18 protein-coding genes are annotated in these 16,580 nt (G+C 69.4%); 5 read left to right on the forward strand and 13 right to left on the reverse strand.

All coding sequences use genetic code 11. The annotated features are described in order from the left end of the window. The first annotated feature begins 2 nt into the window (after positions 1–2). The gene (gene egtD / locus Ahu01nite_RS21635; protein ID WP_203838403.1) at positions 3–968 is read left to right on the forward strand and encodes an L-histidine N(alpha)-methyltransferase; all 966 of its coding nucleotides are present in this window, start codon (positions 3–5) and stop codon (positions 966–968) included. Here the strand turns inward: egtD and Ahu01nite_RS21640 are convergent, their stop codons facing one another. Next, the gene (locus Ahu01nite_RS21640; RefSeq protein WP_203838404.1) at positions 969–1,538 is read right to left on the reverse strand and encodes a TetR/AcrR family transcriptional regulator; all 570 of its coding nucleotides are present in this window, start codon (positions 1,536–1,538) and stop codon (positions 969–971) included. A gap of 85 nt (positions 1,539–1,623) precedes the next feature. Here Ahu01nite_RS21640 and Ahu01nite_RS21645 point away from each other — a divergent pair, with 85 nt between their 5' ends. Both Ahu01nite_RS21645 and Ahu01nite_RS51840 read left to right on the forward strand, forming a co-directional pair. Further along, positions 1,624–2,562, forward strand: coding sequence for a ketopantoate reductase family protein (locus Ahu01nite_RS21645; protein WP_203838405.1), 939 nt, complete (start codon positions 1,624–1,626; stop codon positions 2,560–2,562). An 86-nt stretch (positions 2,563–2,648) separates the two neighbouring features. After that, complete coding sequence (locus Ahu01nite_RS51840) at positions 2,649–2,900, forward strand: hypothetical protein (RefSeq protein ID WP_369076635.1); 252 nt, start codon at positions 2,649–2,651, stop codon at positions 2,898–2,900. Between the two features lie 428 nt (positions 2,901–3,328). Here the strand turns inward: Ahu01nite_RS51840 and Ahu01nite_RS21650 are convergent, their stop codons facing one another. The 10 genes from Ahu01nite_RS21650 to Ahu01nite_RS21695 all read right to left on the reverse strand — a co-directional run bounded on the left by Ahu01nite_RS21650 (position 3,329) and on the right by Ahu01nite_RS21695 (position 12,286). Beyond that, positions 3,329–3,925 carry a TetR/AcrR family transcriptional regulator gene (locus tag Ahu01nite_RS21650; RefSeq protein WP_203838406.1) on the reverse strand — a complete coding sequence of 199 codons (597 nt, stop codon included), beginning with the start codon at positions 3,923–3,925 and terminating at the stop codon, positions 3,329–3,331. Further along, positions 3,925–5,130, reverse strand: a complete 1,206-nt coding sequence (locus Ahu01nite_RS21655; RefSeq protein ID WP_203838407.1) for an acyl-CoA dehydrogenase family protein — start codon at positions 5,128–5,130, stop codon at positions 3,925–3,927. The genes Ahu01nite_RS21650 and Ahu01nite_RS21655 overlap by 1 nt, the downstream gene beginning before the upstream one ends. Beyond that, a complete protein-coding gene (locus Ahu01nite_RS21660; RefSeq protein ID WP_203838408.1) occupies positions 5,130–6,116 on the reverse strand; it encodes a phosphotransferase family protein in 987 nt (328 codons plus the stop codon). The genes Ahu01nite_RS21655 and Ahu01nite_RS21660 overlap by 1 nt, the downstream gene beginning before the upstream one ends. Further along, the gene (locus Ahu01nite_RS21665) at positions 6,116–6,880 is read right to left on the reverse strand and encodes an SDR family oxidoreductase (protein WP_203838409.1); all 765 of its coding nucleotides are present in this window, start codon (positions 6,878–6,880) and stop codon (positions 6,116–6,118) included. Before Ahu01nite_RS21665 ends, Ahu01nite_RS21660 begins: the two co-directional genes overlap by 1 nt. Further along, positions 6,877–7,629 carry an SDR family oxidoreductase gene (locus Ahu01nite_RS21670; RefSeq protein WP_239159034.1) on the reverse strand — a complete coding sequence of 251 codons (753 nt, stop codon included), beginning with the start codon at positions 7,627–7,629 and terminating at the stop codon, positions 6,877–6,879. The genes Ahu01nite_RS21665 and Ahu01nite_RS21670 overlap by 4 nt, the downstream gene beginning before the upstream one ends. A gap of 97 nt (positions 7,630–7,726) precedes the next feature. Then, on the reverse strand, positions 7,727–8,989 hold the full coding sequence (locus tag Ahu01nite_RS21675; protein ID WP_203838410.1) for an ABC transporter substrate-binding protein: 1,263 nt from the start codon (positions 8,987–8,989) through the stop codon (positions 7,727–7,729). Continuing rightward, entirely contained in the window at positions 8,986–9,996 is a 1,011-nt protein-coding gene (locus Ahu01nite_RS21680; RefSeq protein ID WP_239159035.1) for a branched-chain amino acid ABC transporter permease, read from the reverse strand. The genes Ahu01nite_RS21675 and Ahu01nite_RS21680 overlap by 4 nt, the downstream gene beginning before the upstream one ends. Continuing rightward, positions 9,993–10,871, reverse strand: a complete 879-nt coding sequence (locus tag Ahu01nite_RS21685; protein ID WP_203838411.1) for a branched-chain amino acid ABC transporter permease — start codon at positions 10,869–10,871, stop codon at positions 9,993–9,995. The genes Ahu01nite_RS21680 and Ahu01nite_RS21685 overlap by 4 nt, the downstream gene beginning before the upstream one ends. A gap of 15 nt (positions 10,872–10,886) precedes the next feature. After that, positions 10,887–11,591 carry an ABC transporter ATP-binding protein gene (locus tag Ahu01nite_RS21690; protein ID WP_203838412.1) on the reverse strand — a complete coding sequence of 235 codons (705 nt, stop codon included), beginning with the start codon at positions 11,589–11,591 and terminating at the stop codon, positions 10,887–10,889. After that, complete coding sequence (locus tag Ahu01nite_RS21695; protein ID WP_203838413.1) at positions 11,588–12,286, reverse strand: ABC transporter ATP-binding protein; 699 nt, start codon at positions 12,284–12,286, stop codon at positions 11,588–11,590. The genes Ahu01nite_RS21690 and Ahu01nite_RS21695 overlap by 4 nt, the downstream gene beginning before the upstream one ends. A 177-nt stretch (positions 12,287–12,463) precedes the next feature. On the opposite strand from Ahu01nite_RS21695, the gene Ahu01nite_RS21700 reads away from it, so the two are divergent. Together Ahu01nite_RS21700 and Ahu01nite_RS21705 are read left to right on the forward strand one after the other, a co-directional pair. Continuing rightward, positions 12,464–13,312 (forward strand): DUF4328 domain-containing protein, encoded by an 849-nt coding sequence (locus Ahu01nite_RS21700; RefSeq protein WP_203838414.1) that lies wholly within the window; start codon positions 12,464–12,466, stop codon positions 13,310–13,312. Positions 13,313–13,403: 91 nt separating this feature from the next. Further along, the gene (locus Ahu01nite_RS21705) at positions 13,404–15,419 is read left to right on the forward strand and encodes a YncE family protein (RefSeq protein ID WP_203838415.1); all 2,016 of its coding nucleotides are present in this window, start codon (positions 13,404–13,406) and stop codon (positions 15,417–15,419) included. A gap of 10 nt (positions 15,420–15,429) precedes the next feature. On the opposite strand, the gene Ahu01nite_RS21710 is transcribed toward Ahu01nite_RS21705, so the two are convergent. Together Ahu01nite_RS21710 and Ahu01nite_RS21715 are read right to left on the reverse strand one after the other, a co-directional pair. Beyond that, positions 15,430–16,071, reverse strand: a complete 642-nt coding sequence (locus Ahu01nite_RS21710) for an alpha-ketoglutarate-dependent dioxygenase AlkB (protein WP_203838462.1) — start codon at positions 16,069–16,071, stop codon at positions 15,430–15,432. Between the two features lie 29 nt (positions 16,072–16,100). Then, positions 16,101–16,556 (reverse strand): hypothetical protein, encoded by a 456-nt coding sequence (locus tag Ahu01nite_RS21715; RefSeq protein ID WP_203838416.1) that lies wholly within the window; start codon positions 16,554–16,556, stop codon positions 16,101–16,103. Positions 16,557–16,580: the final 24 nt, after the last annotated feature.

A 16,580-nucleotide genomic window follows, 5' to 3' on the forward strand; every position in this document is an offset into this window, starting at 1 on the left:
CCATGCTCGAGATCCACCTCGACGAGCAGGACATCGACCGCCAGCTGCGCGCCGACGTCACCCTCGGCCTGAGCGCCACACCGAAGTGGCTGCCCCCCAAGTGGTTCTACGACGCCCGGGGCAGCGAGCTCTTCGAGGACATCACCCGCCTCCCCGAGTACTACCCGACCCGCTCCGAGCGCGCGATCCTCGCCGCGCGGGCCGCCGAGATCGCCGCGATCACCGAGGCCAAGACCCTGGTGGAGCTGGGCTCGGGCTCCTCGGAGAAGACCCGGCTCCTGCTCGACGCCCTGCTGTCCCGGGGCACGCTGGGTGCGTTCGTTCCGCTTGACGTCTCGCGTACGGCGTTGGCGGAAGCAGTCGCAGGCCTCACCACCGACTACCCGACCCTGTCGGTGCACGGCGTGGTCGGCGACATGACCGACGACCTGCGCCACATCCCGGACGGCGACAACCGTCTCGTGGCGTTCCTCGGCGGCACGATCGGCAACCTGATCCCCGCCGAACGAGCCGCCTTCCTGACCGGTCTGCGCGCGGTCCTCGGCGAGGGCGAGTGGCTCCTGCTCGGCACCGACCTGGTCAAGGACCCGGCCATCATCGTCCCCGCGTACGACGACGCGGCGGGCGTCACCGCCGAGTTCAACAAGAACGTCCTGCGCGTGGTCAACGCCCGCCTCGACGCCGACTTCGACGTGGACGCCTTCACCCACGTTGCCCTCTGGAACGCGGAGGAGGAATGGATCGAGATGCGCCTGCGCGCCACCACGGCCCAGCAGGTCCGCATCAACGACCTGGACCTCACGGTCGACTTCGCCGCGGGCGAGGACCTGCGCACCGAGATCTCCGCCAAGTTCCGCCGCCCCGGCCTCGAAACCGAACTCGCCGCAGCGGGCTTCACCCTCCGCCACTTCTGGACGGACCCCCAGGGTCTCTTCGCCGTCACCCTGGCCCAGGCTGTCAGCGGGTGATCACGCTGGGCGGCGGCGCAGGCCGTCGAGCAGCAGAGTGACGGCGCCGTCCGCGTCGACCTGGGAACCCGGATGGTCGAAGGCCGAACAGATGCCCTGCAGGGTCATCATCACGGCCCCGATCCCCACGTCGTCGCGGATGGAGCCGTCCTCGACGGCGGCGGTCAGCAAGTCGGTGATGGCCTGGCCCAGCGCCTGGCCGCCCTCGGCCAGCGCACCCGAGCGCGTGACCATGAGCGTGGTGAGCGTGCGGGCCAGGCCCTTGTGGGTATGCAGATGGATCACGAAACCCCGCAGGAACGCTTCTAAGGCCTCGTATGCGGGGAGCGCGGCCCGCAGTTCGCGGGTGCGGTCGCACATCGCGGTGAGCTCTTCGCGGTAGACCGCCTCGGCCAGGGCCTCGCGGGTGGGAAAATGGCGGTAGAGCGTGCCCGTGCCCACGCCGGCCAGCTGGGCGAAGTCGTCGAAGCGCAGGTCGAAGTCGCCGGCTGCGAAGACCTCGCGGGCCTTGGCGATCAGGGCGTCGCGGTTTCGCCGGGCGTCGGCGCGGAGCGGCTTGGCGGTGGTCATGCAGGCCTCACGTTGACAAGTGGAGATCGTCTCCATATCTTGAATGTGGAGACGATCTCCGATTGTAGGCCACGCGAGGTGCGGCATGAAGATCCTGATGTTCGGCCGAGGCGTGATAGCCGTGATGTACGGATGGGCCCTGGAGCGCGCCGGCCACGAGGTCGAGTTCTACGTCCGGCCGGGTCGCGCGGCGACCTACGGGGACGCGATCGACCTCGACGTGCTCGACGCACGCCGCCGGTTCTGGGGACAGACCGTCACCGAGAGATGGCCGGTGCGCTATCGCGAATCGCTGGAGCCCGACCACGATTTCGACCTGATCGTGGTGAGCGTGCAGCACTACAGCTTCGCGGAGGTCGCGGCCTTCCTGGGACCACGCGTGGGCAGCGCGACGGTGCTCGTCTTCAACAACCTGTGGGTCGAACCGCTGACGGCGATCGAGGCCCTCCCCGCCGACCAGGTGGCCTGGGGCTTTCCCGGCGCCGGCGGCGGCTTCGGCGACGACGGCGTGCTGCACGGCTCCCTGCTGCCCATGGTCTTCTTCGGCACCCTCGGCTCGCCACCGACCGAGCGCGAGCGGGCCGTGCGTGCGGCCTTCCGCGAGGCCGGTTTCCGCTTCCAGGAGCAGGACGACTTCCGCGGCTGGCTGATGCTCCACTTCATCCAGAACGCGGGCCTCCACACGCAGAGCCTGAAGCTCGGCTCGCTGGCCAAACTCGCAGGGTCGCCGGCCGCGGTGCGCGAGGCGATGCTCGCCACCCGCGAACTGCTACCACTCGTCGAGGCACGCGGCGTCGACCTGCGGCGGCATCGGCCCGACGCGCTGCTGTTCAGGGCGCCTGCCCGCCTGACGGGCCCAGCACTCGCCTGGCTGTTCGGCCACTTCGGACCGGTGCGCCGGGTGATGGAGGCCCATGCCAACCCCGAGGAGCTGCGCGCGGTCTGCCGCGACACCTTGGCAGAAGCGCGCCGGCTCGGCGTAGCGGTGCCGCGGCTGGAGGCAGCCGAGCCCTACTTCGCCTAGTGTCCTGACGCGGCAGCCCGGGTCCGGCGTGAGAAGGTTCGGATCCAGGCCGCGACCACGTTCGAGGCATCGAAACGACCGCTCAGATTGCGTCTGAGCTGCGGGTTTCTGAGAAGTCCGTCCGTGATTGGCGACGTCGATGGACTTCCGGCTGCCCGCCTACGCCCCGGACCTCAACCCCACCAACGTCATGCGCGGCAGGACCTGGCCGCGGGCACAAAGTTGCGTTGAAACCCGCAATGCCGCAATCGCCTGCGGTGTCAGGTGTCAAGCTCGGGCCAATCATGTCTGGCCTAGAAACACATGTTCTGCTGTCAGACACGATTACCCACATTTGACAAACGACACCGCATAAAGTTGTCGCATCCTGCCGCCCAGCGCAACATGTGGTCTTCGCCCTGGGGTCCTAGTTCCCTCAGCCCTTGATCCGTTGGCGGTAGACGGTGGCAAGGAGCTTGTCGGTGGCTTCTGGTCCAGCCGCAGGGCCGTGACCGGTCGTTCTCGCCGGCCGGCCCGGGCCTTGGGATCCCAGGGCCCGGAGGCGGTCAGCGGAATCTCGGTCATGAACCGCCGTTCGGCTTCCGGTCTCAGCGCGACGACAAGGCCGGGATGTAGACGGCTGCTGAATACGGACCGGTGAGGTCGAACCGGGCTGATCCGTGCGGCGGCTGTGCCGTTGGGGAGTGGAGGGCGAGGCGGCGCCGCACGGGGCCCATCCGTCGTGCAGCAGGTGCTGTTCCATGTCCCGGTGGGTGGGTGTCTCCACTCAGCGGGGGGTGAGCAGCGTGGTGATAGTGCGGGTGAGGGCGGCGCGGGCGGCGTCGGGGTCCAGGCCCATGCCGTCGCGCAGGGTGCCCCAGGAGGGCCACATGCTTGCTGCGGTGAGGGCGTTGAGGAGGGCTTCGTCGGTGCCGATCGCGTCGGGGAAGAGCGTCTGGAGTTCGGCGCGGACCCGGTTGATGTGGGTGCGGCGGTAGGACTGGAGGGTCTGGGAGAACGGTTCCTTCAGGGCGGAGGCCTTGGCGGCGGGGGCGATCTGCTCGAGGAGCCGGGCTCGCTGGTGGCAGTAGGCGTCGATGCGGCGTTCCAGGGGCAGGTCGGCCGGGATCGGTTCGTGGGCTTCGTCGCGCTGGTCGAGGATCTGCTGGCCGCTGGCGGCGAAGAGGGCTTCCATGTCGGCGAAGTGGCTCCACAGGGCGCGCAGGGAGACGCCGGCCTGTTTGGCGATGCGGTCCGCGGTGGGGCGTAGGTCGCCCTCGCGGATCAGGGTGACGTGGGCGTCGACGATGGCGGCGCGGGTGCGTTCCGAACGGGCGGTGCGGCCGTCGATCCGCTGCGGTGGGCGGGGTGAAGCTGCTGGCATCAGGCGCTCCGGTAGCGATTGAGTTCGCGGCGGGCCAGGGAGCGCTTGTGGACCTCGTCCGGACCGTCCGCCAGACGAAGTGTGCGGGTTGTCGCCCAGAGACGGGCGAGCGGGGTGTCCTGTCCGACGCCGGCCGCGCCGTACGTCTGGATGGCTTTGTCGATGATCCACTCGGTGGTCGACGGGACGATGATTTTGATCGACTGGATCTCGGTGTGGGCGCCCTTGTTGCCGACGGTGTCCATCAGCCAGGCGGCCTTGAGCACGAGGAGCCGGGCCTGTTCGACGCGGACCCGGGACTCGGCGATCCATTCCTGGACGACGCCCTGCTCGGCGAGGGGTTTGCCGAACGGGGTGCGGGTCAGCGCGCGGGTGCACATCAGCTCGAGCGCGCGCTCGGCCATGCCGATCAGCCGCATGCAGTGGTGGATGCGCCCGGGGCCGAGGCGTGCCTGGGAGATGGCAAAACCCGAGCCCTCAGAACCGATGAGATTGCTGACGGGTACGCGCACCTCGTCGAAAATCACCTCGGCGTGCCCGCCGTGGTCGCCGTCGTCGTAGCCGAAGACGGTCATGCCGCGCTGCACCGTGACGCCGGGGGTGTCGCGGGGGACCAGGATCATGCTCTGCTGGACGTGGCGGGCGGCCTCGGGGTCGGTCTTGCCCATGACGATGAAGATCTGGCAGCGGGGGTTCATCGCGCCGGAGATGTAGAACTTCCGGCCGGTGATGACGTATTCGTCGCCGTCGCGGGCGATGCGGGTGCCGATGTTGGTGGCGTCGGACGAGGCGACCTGCGGTTCGGTCATCGCGAACGCCGAGCGGATCGTGCCGTCGAGCAACGGCCGCAGCCACCGGTCCTGCTGCTCCGGGCTACCGAACTCCGCGAGCACCTCCATGTTGCCGGTGTCGGGGGCGGCGCAGTTCAGCGATGGCGGCGCGATGATCGGGCTGCGGCCGGTGATCTCGGCGAGCGGGGCGTACTGCAGGTTCGTCAGGCCCGCGCCGTGCTCACCGGGCAGGAAGAGGTTCCACAGGCCGGCCAGCTTCGCCTGGGCCTTGAGCCGCTCCAGCTCGGCGGGCGGCGCCCAGTCCCCCTGGTAGGCCTGCTCGTATCCGGCCTCCGCGGGGTAGACGTACTCGTCCATGAAGGCGAGCAGCCGCTTGCGGTAGTCCTCGGTCTTCTCGTCGAACGCGAAGTCCATCAGTGTCCCTTCAGCGATTCGTGTCCCTGGGCTACGAGCGGCCCGACCATCTCCCCGACGGTGTCGAAGCCTTCACCCAGGGTCTGGCCGTGGACGTAGCGGTAGTGCACACCTTCGAGGATCACGGCGAGCTTGAACGCGGCGAAGGCTACGTACCAGTGGAGGTCGGAGACGTCGCGGCCGGAGCGTTTGGCGTAGTGCGCGGCCAGGTCGTCGAGGGTGGGGTGCCCGTCGACCGAGAGCATCGTGCGGCCGCTGAGCAGCGGGCGGCCCGCGTAGACGAGCATCAGGGCGACGTCGCTGAGGGGGTCGCCCAGGGTGGACATCTCCCAGTCGAGCACGGCGTTGACCCGCAGGTCGTCGCTGATCAGGACGTTGTCGAGGCGGTAGTCGCCGTGCACCACCGTGCCCGGGCCGCCGGCGGGGATCTCCGCGGCGAGCCGGGCGTGCAGCTCCTCGATGCCCGGGACCTCGCGGCTGTGCGAGGCGTCGAGCTGCTTCTTCCAGCGGCGGACCTGGCGTTCGTTGAAGCCTTCGGGGCGGCCGAAGCCGGCGAGGCCGATCGCCGCGGGCTCCAGCGCGTGGAGGTCGGCGAGCGTGTCCACGAGCGACAGAACGAGGGTCCGCACGGCGTCGGGGCCGAGCTCGTCGAGCACGGCGGCGTCGCGGTGGATCGTGCCGTCGACGTGCTCCATCAGGTAGAACGGCGCGCCGATCACGTCGGTGTCGGTGCACAGCCGCACCGGCTCGGGCGCGGGGAACCCGGCAGCGGAGAGCGCGGCGAGGACCTTGTGCTCACGGACCATGTCGTGGGCGGTGGGCAGCACGTGACCGAGGGGCGGGCGGCGCAGCACCCAGCGGTCGGTGCCGTCGGTCACGGCGTACGTGAGGTTGGAGCGGCCCCCGGCGAACATCGTCGCCGTCAGCTCCCCGGTGCCCAGGTAGTCACGCAGCCGATCGAGGTCGAGCCCGCGCGGCGAGGCCATCAGGAATCCGCCGGGAAGAAGTTGCGCTGGATCTTGTTCATGCCGCCCAGCCAGCGATCGGGCTCGGTGGCGCGGCGCTGGTAGTACTCGGCGACCTCCGGGTGCGGCAGGATCAGGAAGCTGTCGCCGTCGAGTGCTTTCACCACGACTTCCGCGACGTCCTCAGGCTCCAGCGCTCCGGCGGCGAGCAGGCTGCGGCTGGCACTCTCGCCGTCGCCGGACATCATCGCCGTGTTGACACCCTGCGGGCAGAGCGCCTGGACGGTGATGCCGCGATGGGAGTAGGTCGCGCGCAGCCATTCCGCGTAGCCGAGCGCGGCGTGCTTGGTGACGGAGTAGGGGGCACTGCCGAGCAGGGTGAGCAGGCCGGCGGCGGAGACGGTGAAGATGATCCGGCCACCGCCGTTCTCGAGGTAACGCGGCAGGAGCGCGCGGGTCGCGTACACATGGGACATGACGTTGACCTGCCAGGCCTTTTCCCAGTCGGCGTCGGGTGCGTCCGCGTCGCCGGTGGTGAGGATGCCCGCGTTGGCGCAGAACAGATCGACGCCGCCCAGCTCGCTGTAGGCGGTGTCGACGACGCGCTGGACGTCCGCCTCGTTCGCGACGTTGCCCGGCACGGCGATGCCGTTGATCTCGGCGGCCACCGCCTGCGCGGCAGCCGCGTCGAGGTCGTTGACGACAACCTTGGCTCCGTCAGCGGCGAACCGCCGGGCCAGCGCGCGACCGATGCCGCCGCCCGCACCCGTGACAACAACCTTCACTGTCCCGCTCCTGTCAGGGTGATGCCGCCGTCGATGACGATGGTCTGGCCGGTGATCCAGGCCGCGTCGGGGGAGCAGAGGAAGGCGACGGCGCCGGCCACGTCCTCGGGAACGCCGAGCCGGCCCAGCGGGTAGGTCGCCGCCACCTTCTCCTCCCGCCCCTCGTAGAGCGCGGTGGCGAAACGGGTCTTGACCACGGCGGGAGCAACCGCGTTCACCCGCACCGAGGGGGCCAGCTCGACGGCGAGCTCCTCGGTGAGGTGGATCAGCGCGGCCTTCGTGACGCCGTAGAAGGCGATGCCGGGGGCGGGGCGCACGCCGGTGACCGAGGAGATGTTGACGATCGACCCGCCGCTCTCGGCGAGGCCGCCGCGCAACGCCTCCTGCACCCAGCCCAGTGTGCCGACCACGTTGACGTCGACCATCTTGCGGGCCGCGGCGAGGTCGAGCCTGCCCAGCGGACCGTACGCCGGGTTGATCCCGACATTGTTGACCAGCACGGAAACCGGCCCGAACGCCCCGAGCGCGGTATCGATCACCGCTGCCCGGTGGTCGGCGTCGTCGCCCTTACCGGGCACCCCGATCGCGACGTCCTCTCCGCCCAGGTCCTTGACCGCGTTCTCCAGCGCCTCGGCGTTGCGGCCGGTGATGCAGACCTTGGCGCCCTCCGCGACGAAGCGCTGGGCGATGGCGAATCCGATTCCCCGGCTCGCGCCGGTCACGATGGCGACGGCACCCGACATTGTCATCCGCGAACTCCCAAAAATGTTGCACTAACCGTGCCAAATAGTATCGGGCAGGCACCCCGCCGCCAACCCTGCAACGGTTGACGGCGGGCCGCAAGCCTTACGACGCGGCAGGGATACCGTTCTGCGGGGGAGCGACAGGAGCAGTGGTGTACGCGGTGACAGCCCCCGCGTCGTCATCGGTCGTGTACGGCGTACCGAAGTAGATCTGCTTGCCGCCTTCGACCTTGCTGAGCTGCTCCCCGGCGTACCCGGAGTGATCGCCCTTGGCAAAACGCACCGGGACCAGACCGGGGCCCTGGAACCCGCCCTTCTCGACCGCCGCGATCAGCCCGTCACGCGTCAGGTCCTTGCCCGCGGACTGCAGACTCTGCACGAACAGGTACGCCACCGACATGCCGTAGACGGCGTTGTTGTCGAGCTCGGCACCCGCGTTGTACTGCGTGTTGACCTTCGTGAAGAGCTGGATCCACGGGTTCGCCGGGTCGGTGGCCAGTGGCAGGTAGTTCGCCGAGATCAGCCCCTCGGTCAGCGGTGCCGCGGCACCCAGCGACTTGGTCAGCGTGCCCAGATCGGCGCCGACCTGGGAGACCACGAACTGCGGCTTGAAACCGATCTTCGCGGCGGTGCCGATGCTCAGCGCGGTGAAGCCGGGCACGGTGGCCAGCATGACCACCTGACAGCCGGCCTGCTTGAGCGCGCCCATCTGCGGTCCGACATTCGGGTTGCTGGTGACGTACGACTGCTTGGCCGCGACCGGTCCGAGGATCTTCTCGATCCCCGCGAGGCTGTCCTTCCCGAAGTCGTCGTCCTGGCCGAGGAAGCAGACCTTCTTGCCGGCCTGGGTCTCCTTGACGTGGGTGGCGAGGATCTTGCCCTCGACGGTGTAGTCGACGTTGAACCCGAACGTGCCCGGGTACTTGTCGGGCTGGTTCCAGCTGCGGCTGCCCGACGCGACGAACAGGTCCGGGACGCGGTTGGTCTTCAGGAAGTCGAGCACGCCGGTGTGTGTCGGTGTGCCGAGCCCGTTGAGCACGGCGAAGACCTTGTCCTGCAGGACGAGCTCGCGGACGACCTGCTGGGTGGTCGCCGGGTTGTAGGTGTCGTCCATGATCTTGTAGGTGATCTTCCGGCCGTGCACGCCGCCGTTCGCGTTGACATAGTCGAAGTACGCCTTCGAAGCCGGGGCGATCTTCGAGTAGCCGGCCGCGGCGGGGCCGGTGAGCGGCATGTGCGTACCGATGAGAATCTCCGTGTCGGTGACGCCGGGGGTGCTGGAACCGCTGCCACCACCGCTTTCACTGCAGGCTGTGGTTGCGGCGGCCAGGGCTATGACGGTGAGAACGGACCAGAGACGCTTCACGCTTTGCTCCTTTTCCTGAGCGGGCGGAGACCGGCTTTTGTGAACGGGCTGCGTTTGAACGGGCTTCGTTTGAACGGTCGGAGAGCGGCGATCCCGCCGGGGGCGGCGAGCATGACGACGATCAGGGTGACGCCGAAGAGCGCGAGCGGGAGGTTGCCCTCGAGCCGCTGGGCGTCGATACCCTCGGTCACGGTGTGGGCGAGGGCGGGGAGGGCGACGAGGAGCACCGCACCCCACGCCGCGCCGGCCAGGCTGCCGAGGCCGCCGATCACGATGGCCATGACCAGGAACAGCGACAGCGACAGCGGGAAGGCGCCGGGGGAGACGCTCTGCGCGAGCACGGCGAACAGGGCACCGCCGATACCGGCACAGGCCGCACTGACCACAAACGCCAGCACCTGGGTACGCGCAACGCCGACCCCCGCGAGCCGTGCAGCGGTCTCGTCGTCCCGGACGGCCTTCAGCTCGCGCCCGAACCGCCCGCCGATCAGCAGTTGCAGCAGCACCAGCACGATCAGCGCGGCGCCCCACGCGAGCCACGCCTGCCACTGCTCGACGGTCACCGTCCCGGGCGGCGGCTCCAGAGCCACGGAAAGGCCCTGATCGCTGTTGAACGTGCCGTCAAACGTGCTGGTGATGGCCGGGACGACCACCGCCACGGCGAGCGTGAGCCCGGCCAGATAGGGCCCGCGCAACCGGGCGGCGGCGAGCCCGACGACCCCGCCGATCACCGTGGTCACCACGAGCGCGGCGGCGAAGGCGGCGGTGAGCGGCCAGCCGGCATTGACGCTCAGCGCCAGCGTGTACGCACCGGTCGCCATCAGAGCGCCATGGCCGAGCGACAACTGCCCGTTGAGCCCGGTCAGCACGGTCAGGCCCGCGGTCACACACAGGTACGCGCCGACCGTGGCGAGCTGATACGTCCGGAACGGCGGGAACACCAGGGTGAGCACCACGACCACGGCGACACCCGCGACGATCGTGGCGATCTTCATCTTGCCGCTCATACGGTCCTCGCCGCCGACCGTGAGAACAACCCGCCGGGCCGGCCGAGCAGGACCACCACCAGCAGGATCAGGACGGCGATCGGCGCGACCGTCGCCCCCAGATAGCCGCTGACGTACGACAGCAGCAGCCCCACGATCAGCCCGCCCAGCACCGACCCGATCGCGCTGTCCAGACCCCCGACCACCGCCGCGGTGAACGAGGACACGAAGACGATGTCCATCGCGTTCGGGTGCAGTCCCAGCTCGGTCGGGAGCACCAGCATCCCGGCGAGCGAACCGACCGCGGCGGCCAGCGCCCAGCCCAGGGTCAGCATCCCGCTGACGTTGACGCCGAGCAGCCGGGACACGTCGGGGGCGAACGCCGCGGCGCGCATCCGCAGGCCGGTGTGCGTACGCGTGAAAAGAAGCGCGAGCAACACGACCACGATGCCCACCGCCGCGAAGACGAACAGGTCGAAGCGGGACAGCAGCGCGACCCCGCCCACCGTGAACGCGTCCCGGCTGAACGGCGCCTCGGCGGGCCGGAACTCGCTGCCGAAGATCATGCCGAGCCCGCCCTGGATCACCAGCACCAGGCCGAGCGCGACCACCACCCCGTTGAGCGGCGACGAGTGGTCGACGAACCGCATCACCACCCGCTCGGTGACCGCGCCCAGAATCAGGCCCGCGGCGATCGCCACGGCGAACCCGAGCCAGTAGGAGCCGGTCGCCGCCGAGACCTCGAAGCCCGCGTACGCGGTGGCCACGGCCATCGCGCCCTGGGCGAAGTTGACGATGCGCGTGGCACGCCAGATCAGCACGAGTGCCAGGGCGAACGCGGCGTAGACCGCGCCCCGGCTCAATCCGTCGAAGGTAAGGAACACGAACCGATCCAAAGCGAACTCCCCCAGTCAGAAACCTAGGTACGCGTGCCGCATCTCGTCGTCGATGTCGGTGCCCCGGGTGACCACCCGGCCCAGCGCCAGCACCACCGCCTCGTCCGCGATCGCCAGCGCACCGCGCACGTTCTGCTCGACCAGCAGCACGGTCAGCCCGGAGCGGTCGCGCAGGGTGCCGAGCAGCGTCATGATCTGCGCGGTGATCTTCGGGGCGAGCCCGAGCGACGGCTCGTCCAGCAGCAGCAGCCGGGGCCGCCCGACCAGCGCCCGGCCCAGCGCGAGCAGCTGCCGCTCGCCGCCGGAGAGCTGATGACCGGGGAACTTACGGCGCCGGGCGAGCGGCTCGAACAGCTCGTACACCTCGGTCATCGCCTTGCGGACATCCGCCCGGTCCTTGCGCCACAGCCCGCCGAGCCGCAGGTTCTCGTCGACGGTCAGCTCGGTGACGACCCCGCGACCCTCGGGCACGTGCGCCACCCCGCGGCGCACCATCTCCTCGACCCGGACCCCGCGCAGGTCCTTGCCGTCGAGCAGGACCCGGCCGTGGGTGGCCGGAAGCAGACCCGAGAGGGTACGCAGCAGCGTCGTCTTCCCCGCCCCGTTCGCCCCCAGCACCGCGGTGATCGACCCGGTATTCACGTCGAGATCAACCTCGTGCAGCACCGGCGCAGCGCCATACCCCGCGGTCAGACTCTCCGTCCGCAGCAGTGCCGTCATGCTGCTGCTCCCAAGTAGGCGTCAGCCACTGCTTCGTCAGTGCGGATCTCGTCCGGAGTGCCGTGGGCGACGGGCTTACCGAAGTCGAGGACCAGGATCTCGTCGCAGACCGTCATCACGAGGTCCATGTGATGCTCGACCAGCAGCACCGAGCAGGAGAGCCCGGTGATGAGCTCGCCCAGCTCCTCGATCTCCTGCACGCCGAGCCCACCGGCCGGTTCGTCCAGCAGGAGCAGCCGGGGATCGGTGACCAGGGCACGGGCGAGGGCGACGCGTTTGCGGATCGCGTACGGCAGGGCGGCCGGTTTCTCGTCGCGGTAGGAAGCGGCGCCGCAGCGTTCGAGGGTGGCCTCGGCCCTGTCCCTGTCGCTCTCGCCGACCAGGACGTTCTCCAGGACGGTGAGGCTGGGGAAGAGCCCGACGCCCTGCAGCGTGCGGGCGATGCCGCGTTTCTTGAGCTGATGCGGTCGTGGGCGCAGCGGGCGGCCGTCAAGCGTGAGCTGCCCCGAGGTCGGGGCGACGAAGCCGCAGACGACGTTGAACAGGGTCGTCTTGCCGGCGCCGTTGGGGCCGATCACGCCGACCGTCCGGCCCGGCGGGACGCGGAGAGAGACGCCCTCGAGCGCGGTCAGGCCGCCGAAACGGACGCTTATGTCATGGAGGATGAGGCCGTCGGAAGGGGGCTGGTGCGGCATCGGCACCGTCCTCTTTAGAGATCAATATTACACTCGCAGTGTAATTTCTTGAGACGTGGTGTCAATGCCTGCGAAACATTGCCGTTAACTTGCAATAGGGGGCTGCGTACGTTGCGGCAGAACGGATATCCTGCGCGCGCCCGAAATCGAGCGGGCTGGAACACCGCGGGGGAAGCAGTGACGTACAGCTATGGGTCGCCCGACCATTACCCGGCGGCGCGGCGACTCCGCAGGCCCGCGATCCGGGCGAGCATCGCGCTCGGGCTGGTCTCCGCCGCGGCGATCGCCGAATGGGCCGGCTCGCTCATCCTGCTCGGCGTCGACCCCGCGTCGTACGACGCCGACCAGGACACGATCGACCTGCTCGGCGCCGTCTGGGGAGTGTTCTACCTCTACGCGGGCATCGAGTTCATCGGCTGGCTGCGCGTCGCCCACGACAGCATCGGCGAGCTCGGCATCAAGCTGAGCTGGACCCGCGGCTGGACCATCGGCGCCTGGCTCATCCCGCTGGCGAACCTGGTGATCCCGCTGCTCATGCTCAGCGAGATGGACCACGCAGCCGAACAGCGCGTGGACCCCGCCGCGAGACGCCTGGGCCGATGGGTCTTCGTGTTGTGGGCAATCCTGTGGACAGCGGGCGATCCGTTCCTGGACCCGTCAGCCTGGGACGACTACCTGTCCAGCGAGGTGGTGGCGGTTCTGCTCGGCCTCATCCTGGTGATCGACCTCGCGGCGGCGGTCTTCGCGGCGCTGCTGATCTGGCGGATGACCGGAAATATCCGGATCTCCGTCGGGCTCGCCGGCCCCCACGGCGCTACGCCCGTCGCCTGGGACCCGACGGCCCCCTACGCGCATTACCAGCAGCCACCCGTGCCGCCGGCCTTTCCCCCGCCGCCCCCGCCGCCCTCGCCGCCGGATCTCACGCCCGCGCCGGATCTCACGTCCGCGCCCGATCCCACGTCCGCGCCGGATCCGTGGTCGCCGTCCGTGCCGAGGCCGCGTCCTCCGGCCGACGACCAGATCTGACACTTCGGATGATCAACTCGGCTGGCGGGGTGTCGTAGCCTGCTGATCGTCGTGCTCCCGGCGCGGCGTTCACGGGGGAGTTCTGCACGTCTTGCGTACGAAAATTGTCCGGTTTGCGATCGCAGCCGTCGCCCTCACCGGCACCGCCGCGGTCTGGGCCCTCTCGACAGGGTCGGCTTCAGCCGGCACCCAACCCGAAACGGTCGTGCTGGCCGCCGCCGACCAGCATCCGATCAGCGGTTACGCGTCGGACGATCTCGTCGTCGACGGCGTGCACAAGCACCTGCTGAGCAGTCAGACGCCGGACAATACGGTCAAGGTGTTCAAATACGACGGCACCCTCGCGGCGACCCTGGAGCCGGGATCCGGGCTCGGCGTGCAGGCACCGGTGCTGTCCGCGGACTCCACCAGGCTGTACGTGGCATTGGCGGCCGCCAACGAGATCGTCGAATACGACGCTGCGAAGCTCACCGAGACCGCGCGCTATCCCCTCGGTTACGGGCACTCGCCCGAGCGGCTCGCCTTCGCCGGCGGCAGGTTGTGGTTCTCCTACCAGGATCTCGGCTACAACGGTCATATCGGATCTCTCGATCTCGCCGACGGCGCAGTCTCGATCTACGAGACCCCGGACGGCAGCACCCTGACGAATGCGGCGCCGATCCTCGCCTCCAGCCCGGCGGCCCCGGACCGGCTCGCCGTCCTGGGCGGCTGGGGCAGCACCCGCGGCCCGCTGTACCTCTTCGACGTCTCCGGCGGCACGGCGAACCAGCTGGCCAGGGCCGAGTACTACGACGATGTCGTGATCAACTACCGCGAGCTGCTGTTCAGTGCCGATGCCAGCCAGATCGTCATCGGCGGCTACGGCGGCGTGAAGATCGTGTCGGCCGCCGACCTCTCCGCGGTCGACGTGATCAAGACATACCGCTTCCAGGGCGTGGACGTGACCAGCGGAACCGGCCTGCTGATCTCGGAGCGCCCGGACGCCGTCCTGCCCGAGCTCACCCTCTATGCCCCCGGCACCACCACCCCGGTCCGGCAGTGGGATGTTCCGCTCAGCGGCGCCGCTGAGCTGCCGTCGATCTCCGATGTGGCCTGGGAGCCGGGTGGCGGCCGCGCCTTCGCGATCACCAGCGAGCGCCTCGGCACGCAGACGCTCTGGACGCTCCAGGACCCGGCAACCACCCCGACCGGGATCGAGCTCACCGCACCGGCGACCGCCACCCGCGCGGCGACCCTCACCATCTCGGGGGCGTCCACCGGGATCCCGGCCGGAGCCGGGCTCTCGGTGACCCGCAAGGACCTGGAATCGACCGCAGGCAAAGCGCTACCTCCGGTGCAGACCGGTCCGGCCGGCACATTCACCATCACCGACAAGCCCCCGGTGGGTGGCAAGGTCAGTTACATCATTTCGTACGCCGGGAGCGCCACCCGCCGTCCGTCATCCGCGACGGCAACGGTGTCGGTCTCCCTCGCCACCCCGGCGTTGACCCTCAACGGCAACGGCAGCATCCACGCGTACGCCTCCACGTACTCCCTGACCGCCCACCTGGGTACGGCGTACAAGAACCGTACGATCGAGATCTGGGCCGACCCGTGGGGTCCCGACGCGAACCGCCTGCTGAAAAAGGCCACGATCGACGCCAAGGGCAACATCACGGTCGCCTACCGCCTGACCCACAACACCTCGGTCAGCGCGATCTTCACCGGCGACGGCCAATACGCCGCCCGCACCGTGAAGTCCACTGTCTACACCCGGCCGAACATCTCGCTGGCGGTGTCGTCGCACTACAAGACGGCCAAGATCGGCTCGACGTCGTACTACTACTTCCACAGGACCACGAACCCGCGCATCACCACGACGATGACGGCCTACCCGAAGCGCAAGCAGAAGGTCCTGCTCGAGTACTACGCCTCCGGCAAGTGGAACAGCTGGAAGGAAACCTACGTAGCCCTCGACTCGGCGGGCCACTCGACCTACACCCTGACCGGCACCCACAAGGTCGGTGTCCGTTACCGGGTCCGCTCGGCCTACATCGCCGGCACCTCCGGCGACAACGTCGACTACACGACGTGGGGCTCCCACAAATACTTCACCTTCGCGAAGTAGCCCCCGCCGGTCAGGCGACGTTGATCGGGCGGAACTGCACGCTCACCCGAGGGCCCACCGGCCTGGCGGTCTTGGGGATGGCGTGCTCCCAGGTGCGCTGGCAGCTGCCGCCCATGACGATCAGATCCCCGTGGCCCTGGGGGAAGCGCAGCGTCTCCGCCTGCCCCGCGCGGGGACGCAACATCAGGTTGCGCGGCGAGCCGAACGACACGATCGCCACCATGGTGTCCTCGCGCGCCGAGCGGCCCAGGGTGTCGCCGTGCCAGGCCACGCTGTCCTTGCCGTCGCGATAGAGGCACATGCCCGCCGTCACGAAAGGCTCGCCCAGCTCGGCCGCGTAATAGGCGGACAGCTGCTCCCGGGCATCGGTCAACGCCGGATGCGGGAGCTCCTCGTCACCGCCGAACCATCGCAGCAATCGCGGCACGTCGACCATGTCGTCCCACATCTGGCGGCGCTCGGCCCGCCAGCCGATCCGATCGGCGAGCAGCGTCTCGAAGATGTTGTCGGAGCCGTGGACCCAGCCCGGCAGCACGTCGACCCAGGCGCCCGCGGTCAGGTGATGCCGGACGATGCGGTCGCCGAGCGGCTCGAGGACGGGCGAAGGCCCGCCCATCAGGTCGAGCATCGACGGCTGATATGCGCTCACCAGGCCAATCTACCCGCCTTCGCACGTACGTGCTAATCCTCCTGGCGTGCCGCGCGCAGTGAGTCCAGACGGTCCTGGGCGCGTTTGACCGCGGACCGGGAGCGTTCCAGAAACGCGTCGCTGCGGTCGAGCCGGGCCACTTCGCGGGCGAACGCGCCGTCCATCCGGTCGACGGGATCGGCCGGGTCCGTCCCGGGGGTGGTTTGCTGCTGGTCGAGGGCGCGCTCGCGGGCGGTCGCGACGTGCTCGCGGGAGTCGGCGAGCGAGTCGCGCTGGTCGGCGAGCTCCTCGCGTCGTTCCGCGGCGACCTCGCGTTCGGCGACGAGGCGTTCGCGGTTCTCGAGGGTGTCGTTGCGGCCGATCAGATCTCGTTCGAGGCTGGTGAGGCGCTGCTCGCGGGCGTCGAGCAGGCGCTCCCGGGCGTCGAGCTCGCGCGTCCGCTCATCCAGGTGGTGATCGCGCGCATTCCAGTTGTCGTCAGGGAACACGCCTGATCCTCGCACGCCCGCAAC

It is taken from the genome of Winogradskya humida (assembly GCF_016862215.1).
GTDB lineage: Bacteria > Actinomycetota > Actinomycetes > Mycobacteriales > Micromonosporaceae > Actinoplanes > Actinoplanes humidus.